This is a genomic window from Frankia sp. AiPa1 (assembly GCF_023243075.1).
In the GTDB taxonomy this organism is placed as follows: Bacteria; Actinomycetota; Actinomycetes; order Frankiales; family Frankiaceae; genus Frankia.
Map to the genome: position 1 here is coordinate 1 of NZ_JALKFZ020000064.1, position 7,208 is coordinate 7,208.

At 71.4% G+C, this 7,208-nt stretch carries 4 protein-coding genes; 3 read left to right on the top strand and 1 reads right to left on the bottom strand.

Annotated features, from left to right (window positions below):
- The coding region (locus tag MXD95_RS07145; RefSeq protein ID WP_250639752.1) for a C2 family cysteine protease at nucleotides 1–633 on the top strand (633 nt) is incomplete at its 5' end.
- 73 nt (nucleotides 634–706) lie between these two features.
- On the opposite strand, the gene MXD95_RS07150 is transcribed toward MXD95_RS07145, so the two are convergent.
- A complete protein-coding gene (locus tag MXD95_RS07150) occupies nucleotides 707–1,618 on the bottom strand; it encodes a universal stress protein (RefSeq protein ID WP_250639753.1) in 912 nt (303 codons plus the stop codon).
- Nucleotides 1,619–3,203: 1,585 nt separating this feature from the next.
- On the opposite strand from MXD95_RS07150, the gene MXD95_RS07155 reads away from it, so the two are divergent.
- Both MXD95_RS07155 and MXD95_RS07160 read left to right on the top strand, forming a co-directional pair.
- Nucleotides 3,204–5,186: a helix-turn-helix domain-containing protein gene (locus tag MXD95_RS07155; protein WP_250639754.1), complete on the top strand. Its 1,983-nt coding sequence runs from the start codon at nucleotides 3,204–3,206 to the stop codon at nucleotides 5,184–5,186.
- Nucleotides 5,187–5,442: 256 nt separating this feature from the next.
- A partial coding sequence (locus tag MXD95_RS07160) for an FAD-dependent oxidoreductase (RefSeq protein WP_250639755.1) occupies nucleotides 5,443–7,208 on the top strand: 1,766 nt, incomplete at its 3' end.

Below are 7,208 nucleotides of genomic sequence, written 5' to 3' on the forward strand. Positions count from 1 at the left end.
GGGGCGGCGGCGGGCCGGGCCGGGCCGGGCGGCGGCGCCCCCCCCCCCCCCCCCCCCCCCCCCCCCCCCCCCCCCCCCCCCCGGGGGGCCCCCCCCCCCCCCCCCGGCACCGGGTCGGGTGGGGGCGCGCCGCTGCCGGTCACGGTCACCGCCGTCCTGGCCCAGGAGCTGGCACCCGCGCCCGGTGACCGGCCGGCCGTCCCGCAGGAACTGGCGATGGATGGGGACAACGCGGACGGTGCCGGCGAACTGTGGCCGGCGCTGTACGAGAAGGCGTACGCCCGTCTGCGCGGCGGGTATCCGGCGCTCGGGTACGGCAGCACCACGCGGGCGCTGAGCACGCTCACCGGGCGGCCCGCCACCTGGCGCGACGCCCACCGGCTGGGCCCGGATGATCTGGCTACGCTGATCAGCCGGGGCGAGGTTGTGATGGTCACCACCCGGGACCAGACCCGTCCGGGCGGTCTGGTCGCAGCGCACGCCTACGCCGTCCTCGCGGTGGACGTCGCTCGCGGACAGGTGCTGTTGCGTAACCCGTGGGATCCACCGGCCGGCAGCCGCAACGAGCAGTGGTATGCCTGGTCAGCGGTACTGCCAGACGCCCGGACCGTCGTCCGGGGTGCCACCCGGTGATCGTCGCGCCGACAGTCGGGGGCGTGGGGGTGGGGCCGCGGGCGGGCGGAGGCGGATGAGCCCGCGGACGCGATCAGCACGATCGGATGATGGCCACCGGTACCGTGGAATGGATCATGCACTGGTGGCTGACCGAGCCCAGCAGCAGCTCGGCGAACCCACCGTGACCGCGGGCGCCGACCACCACCAGATCACCGTCCTGTCCGGTGGCGAGCAATGCCTGGCTCGGGGAGCAGGGCAGAATCCGCCGCTGTGGTTCGAGCCCGGCGGGCAGCGCGTCGCGCACCGCGGTGATCGCGCGCTCGAGGACGGCACCGGCCTGATCGCCCAGCGCCTGGGTGATGTCCACGGGCGCCTCGGCGAACGGCACGGGGAGTGCCGCGAGCCACGCGTGCACGGCGATCAGTTCGACTCCGCGCTGGTCCGCCTCCGCGGCGGCCCACACCAGAGCCGCGAGCGAGTTGGGTGAACCGTCCACCCCGACCACCACCGGCCGCGGCTGGCGGTCGAACCCGAGCCCCGCCCCGTCGTCCCCACCCCGGGCGATCCCACCCCGGGCGATCACGACGGGCACCGGCGCATGCACGGCCACCGACCGGCTGACGGACCCGACGCGCAGGCGATGGAGCAGGCCGCGGCCACGCGCACCCACCACGATCATCCGGGCGTCGCTACCCACGGTCAGCAATGCCTGGGCTGCCGGCTGGTCGACGACCTGTTCCGCCACCGGCACCGGCCGGTCCGCCGGACCGGCCTCGATCGCCTCCGTCACGGTGCGGTGCAGCATGTGGCTGGCCTGGTCGGCAAGCTCGTCGGCGCCGCAGCCCCAGACCGGTTCCGACGTCCCCGAGCCGATACCGACGACGACGCGCACTGCGCAGCCATGCCAGCGCGCTTCGGCGAGCGCCCAGGCCAGAGCCGTCTGGGACCCCGGCGAACCGTCAACCCCGACCACGATCTCGCCCGTCCCGCGGTGGCCCGTCATGCGTCGCTTCCTCCTGACACGAGTGGTGACGCCTCGCGTGGTCGATACCCCCAACCGGACGGTCCGGAACTCGGCGGCGGGATGCACCCGGCGAGTGCGGTGAGTGCCCGGCGCGGTGGTCTCCCCGCGGTCCGGCGCACCTGACGGGCCGGCCCGCCGGGGTGACGCGGGGTGTGTCGACCAGGCGCGGGTCGGTCGGTGCGCGGAACCTGTGTGGTGGGTCCATAGCCGGGACAGTGGTGGACGATGGGCTGGCCGCGCACCGCGGCACCAGCTGGAGTGGCATCGCTGGTACGAGCTGGTTCAAGGTCGGTGGTGATGGTGTGGACGTGGTTTTGCGCCGACCCATCGCTACGGAGAACTCCCCGCCCCCACCGGCTGGTGTGACCGTCGAGGTTCATGGCACGTGGTTGTGCCGGCGTGGCATCGGGTATGTCGGATCCTGGTTGATGTCCAGGTTCTGTCCGCAATCGGTTTCGCTCGTGCGCCGAGGCATTCCGAGCTGTGGATAATGCTGACGGCCTCGCCGCGTCTCGTCACCGATCTTCGACGCGCTGTGCTCGTCCGCGCCGATCAGATTGCTCCCGATGAGCTCGGCAGGTGTTTCTCGGCATGTTGGGAAGCCGCCTGTCAGGGGCGTGTAGAACGATCGGTCCTGCCGCCTCTCCCGCCCGTTCTCCGTCGCCCGAAACTCCTCCACCCGGGTCGTTTGGAAGTCCGGTGGACCGGATTCTCGATCATGCTTCCATGGGCGCGCGCAAAAAGACGTTCTGTTGCCGCGGACGTGCGTTCTGTTGCCGCTGCCTGGATTGCCACCGAGGTGGTTCGAAAACATTCTCCCGCTGGTTCGGCCTGGCGCGGCCGGGTCGTGGTCCCCGCCGGGCTGCCGGCGGGCCTCGGCGAGGGCGCCCGCGGCGCCGCTGTCCCGGCGATTCTGTCCCAGCACCACTGCCAAGCACAGATGACCCTGCACCGCTGTCCCTGCGCGGAGTGACTGATCGGGCCGGACTGGTCGGGGCGCCACCGGCCAGGTTCATGATCGAATTTTGCTCGACCGGATGGACGGGGGCGCCGCGGTGGTTGTTCCACCGCGGCGCCCGGGCATCCTGACAGATCATCGCGACCGGCAACGCCCCCGCGTCCATAGCGCCGTCCCGAGGTCAGTGCAATATGCCAGCGACGTTGTCGACGCGTCCGGTGCGGTGGAAGTCACCCGTTCAATCCAGCCAGTTTCCAGGAGCGCGACGGGATATTTCGTCCACCTGAAATCACGGAATCTCCGTGGCCTTCGCGTGGTCGCATCGTCATCTTTTTGCTGAGGAGCAGGCAGAGGCTGTTTGATATTTCTGTCACACCACGACCACCCAACGGCAGTGATGGAGTCATGTTCTCTTCATGTGAGCGTGGTGGCTCCCCGCAGGAGCCCCTTGATGCGGTGCGGAGTACGGTGCCTGAACAGGCGTCGACCCGCCCTCGCCCCACCGACCCCGTTCTGGTGGGCGTGATCCCCGGACAACCGGTCCCGCCCGAGCAAGGTCCGGGTGATCCGTCAGCTCCACGTGACAGCGCCGAGGGAAGGAGGCCCGTGCCGCCGGACACACTCCAGCTCGCCATCCCCGGTGCACTGGTTTCGGTCCGCGCGGCGCAGGAGTCCGGGACGCTGATCGCCGACCGCATCGGATGGCAACGGGCCGTCCTGGGGGCGGAGCTGCCGTCCGCCGCCAAGCTGGTTGCCTGCACCTTGGCCAGCCACATCGCCGAGGCACCCCCGGGCGTGCCGGACGGTGCGGCCGTGAGCGGGCCGGGGCTGCGCATGCTCATGGAGCAGACCGGTTACAGCCGGACCCATGTTCAGCGGCAGGTGTCGCGGCTGCGTCGAGAGGGCTGGCTGACGACGGTCGCCCGTCCGTCCGCCGGACGCACCACCCGGTTCGCCCTGACCATCCCTGCTGCGGCTGTGCGCTGCGGCCTCGTCCGGCTGGTCGAGGCCGCTGAGACAGTCGTCGGCGGGTACGGCGCACCCTACGGCCAGGCATCTGGCGGGCCCGCATCTGAAGGGCCCGCGTCTGAAGGGCATGGCAGCCGATACGACGCGGATGATGGCGGCTTCGGTCACCCGGGGGACGGCGGTCCGGATTCCGGCGGAACCGGCACGGCAGACGGTGACTCCGGCGGGGGTGGCACGCGCCGACCTCGCGGCCGTGCGGCCCGCGCCGGCGCGCGCACCAGAAGCACGGCCAGCCGCCGCACCCGCGCGATGGCCACTGTGGGTAGTAGCGCTGTGGGTAGTAACGGTGTGGGTAGTAGTGCAGTGGGTAGTAGCGCAGTGGGAAGTGACCCGGTTGGCAGTGCCACGGCGGCCGGCGATGCCCCCCGCCGTGCCGACGATGGTCCCGGCGACGACATCATCGTCGATGTCATCGTCGGCGCCCCAGAATCTGCGTCTGACCCCAGCCCGGTGTCCCCTTCCGGTCCGGTGTCGGCTGATTCCGCGCCTGCATCGGCCTCTGGCGCGGCAGCGACGTATCCCAACGCTGTGCATCCGCAGGCTGACCCTGTGTATCCCCGGGTGGAATCTGCGCCTTCGTACGCGGCAGCGGCCAGCGCGACGCGTGCGAGCGTCGATGGCCTGCGCGTCGAGTCCGTCGATTCCGAGCACGTTGATGCCCCGACGACGCACATTGATTCCCCGACCGCGCAGGCCCCGGCCATGCATGGCCTGGCGGCGCCCGCCGACGATGCCCATCCCGCAGCTGTCAGGGCCGAGCCCGCAGAGACCGAGCCCGCAGAGACCGAGCCCGCAGAGACCCAGGCCGCAGAGACCCAGGCCGTAGGGACCGGCGACACCGGCGCCGAGGACGAGTTGGCGGACGATCCCGCGGCGCCGAGTATCCCGCTGCCCCCGCCACCGCCGGCTCCGATGACCCTTGCGGCCACACAGGTCATCAACGTCCTGGCAAACGCCATGCGTCGGCCGACCTCCGACTACCTCGAGATCTTCGGCAAACTGCAGGTCATCTTCGACGAGGACAACTGGGACCCGGTCACGCTGGCCCTGCACCTCGTCCACATCATCAGTACCGGCGTGCTGGTCGGTGACGGCGACGAGATCGACAATCTCTCCTGGCGCCTCGACCGGCTCCCGCGTTCCTCGGCGGAGTGCGAGTGCCGGTCCTGCCTCGAGCAGCGGGCCGAGAAGCATCGGTCGGCGGCAGGGTACTCGGCGACGTCCTCGGGCGCAGTGGGCACAGGCGGCGGGCGGCCCGGCCAGTCGGAACCGGGTGGCATGAGGACCGGCGGGTTCCGGCCGACGGGAACCAGGCCTGCCGGGATGCGCGCTGGGGGGATCCGGGCCGGTGGGTCCAAATACGCGAACGTCGGCGCGCGGGCCGAATCGATTCGTGGCGGCGGGGCGATGCGTGGTGGGCCGGCTGGGGGCGAGATGCCAGTGAACGAATCCCGGGCCGTCGAGATCCCGCGACCTCCGCTGGAGGCGATCGAGCGCGCAGCCCAGGCCGCCCAGGAGGCCCGGCTCCGCGAACGCGCGACCGCCGACGGCGCTGCCTGACCGGTCCTGACCGGGATTTCACCCCGGGACGACGACGGGCGGGCATGTCCGTTGGGATCATCGCGGGTCGGTCGGTGTTGCGTCCCGGCCCGGCCGGCGCATCATGGTGGTCAGCGGCGAGCGCGGTGGGTGGCGAGCATGGCTGCGGGTGGCGGATATGGCTGACGACGCATGTGCCGAACCAGAGGGTGCCGAACCAGAGGGTGCCGAGTCGGAGGGCGCGGAGTCAGGTGGCGGCAAGTCAGGTGGCGTAGGCGTGGATGACGGCCGGTCTGCCGATGTGATCGTGGTCGGCAGCGGCTTCGGGGGAAGCGTGAGTGCCCTGCGCCTGGCGGAGAAGGGCTATCGGGTCCTCGTCATCGAGGCGGGGCGGCGCTTCACCCCGCAGACTCTGCCGCGCACCAGCTGGGACCTGAGACGGTACCTGTGGATGCCGCGGCTTGGCTGCCGGGGGATCCAGAAGATCACCTGGCTTGGCCGGGTGCTCGTGCTGTCCGGCACCGCGGTCGGCGGCGGTTCCATGGTCTACGCGAACACCCTGTACCGCCCGCTTGACGCCTTCTACACCGACCCGCAGTGGCGGGACGTCACGGACTGGCGGGCCGAACTCGCACCGTTCTACGACCAGGCCGAACGGATGCTGGGAGTGACGGCCAACCCGACGACGACCTACGCCGACGAGGTGTTCCGCAGCGTTGCCGGGGAGATGGGGGTGGGCGCGACCTGGGCACCGTCCCGCGTCGGCGTCTTCTTCGGCCGCGACGGGCGCCAGGAACCGGGCGTCACCGTGCCCGACCCGTACTTCGGCGGCGTGGGCCCGAACCGTACTGGCTGTGTCGAGTGCGGCGAGTGCATGACCGGATGCCGCCGGGGCGCCAAGAACACGTTGGACCGCAACTACCTGTGGCTCGCCGAACAGGCCGGCGCCCGCATCCTCGCCGACACCACCGTGACCGGGTTGCGCCCCCGCCTGGACGGCGGCTACGAGATCGACACCGTCAGCAGGGGCAGTGGGGGCGGTCGCGGCCGCCGCTGGGCTCGTGCCGGACGACGGACGCTGAGCGCGGACCAGGTCGTGCTGGCCGCTGGCGCTCTCGGCACCCAGCGGCTGTTGCACGCCGCGCGGGAACAGGGCGACCTGCCCGGGCTTTCCGCGCGGCTGGGCGAGCTGACCCGCACGAACTCCGAGTCGATTCTCGGCGCGAGCCGCACCCACCCCGACCGCCGGATCACCCGTGGCGTCGCGATCACATCGTCGTTCTACCCGAATGACCACACGCACGTGGAGCCCGTGCGCTACGGCCGGGGCAGCAACCTGATGGCCCTGCTCAGCACGGCGATGACCGACGGCGAGGGGCGGTTGCCACGCTGGGTGAAAGTCCTGCGTGAGCTGGCCGTCCACCCGCACCGGGCCCTGGCGCTGTCCCTGCCGTGGCGCTGGTCCGAGCGGACGATGATCGTCTTGGTGATGCAGGCCCAGAACAACTCGCTGACAGTCCGGCTGCGCCGTGGCCCGTTCGGCCTGCGCTGGCTGACCAGCCGGCAGGGCCACGGGGATCCGAACCCGTCCTGGATTCCGGCGGGCAACGACGCGGCCCGCCTGGTCGCTGACCGGCTCGGCGGCTATCCCGCCGGGTTCATCGGCGAACTGGCCAACGTGCCGGTGACGGCGCACATCCTCGGCGGCGCGGTCATCGGCGCCGATCCTTCCCGGGGCGTCATCGATCCCTATCACCGGGTGTACGGCCACGCCGGGTTGCATGTGGTCGACGGGGCCGCCGTCTCGGCGAACATCGGAGCGAACCCGTCGCTCACCATCACCGCCCAGGCCGAACGGGCCATGGCGTTCTGGCCGAACAGGGGGGACACGGATCCTCGTCCGCCGCTGGGCACGCCCTACCGCCGGGTCGACCCGGCGCCGGGCGGGCCCCCCCCCCCCCCCCCCCGCGACCGCAGGACCGGACATAATGATCATGGTGAGCAAGTGCGGATGCTGACGGTAGCGGTCCCATGTGAAAATTG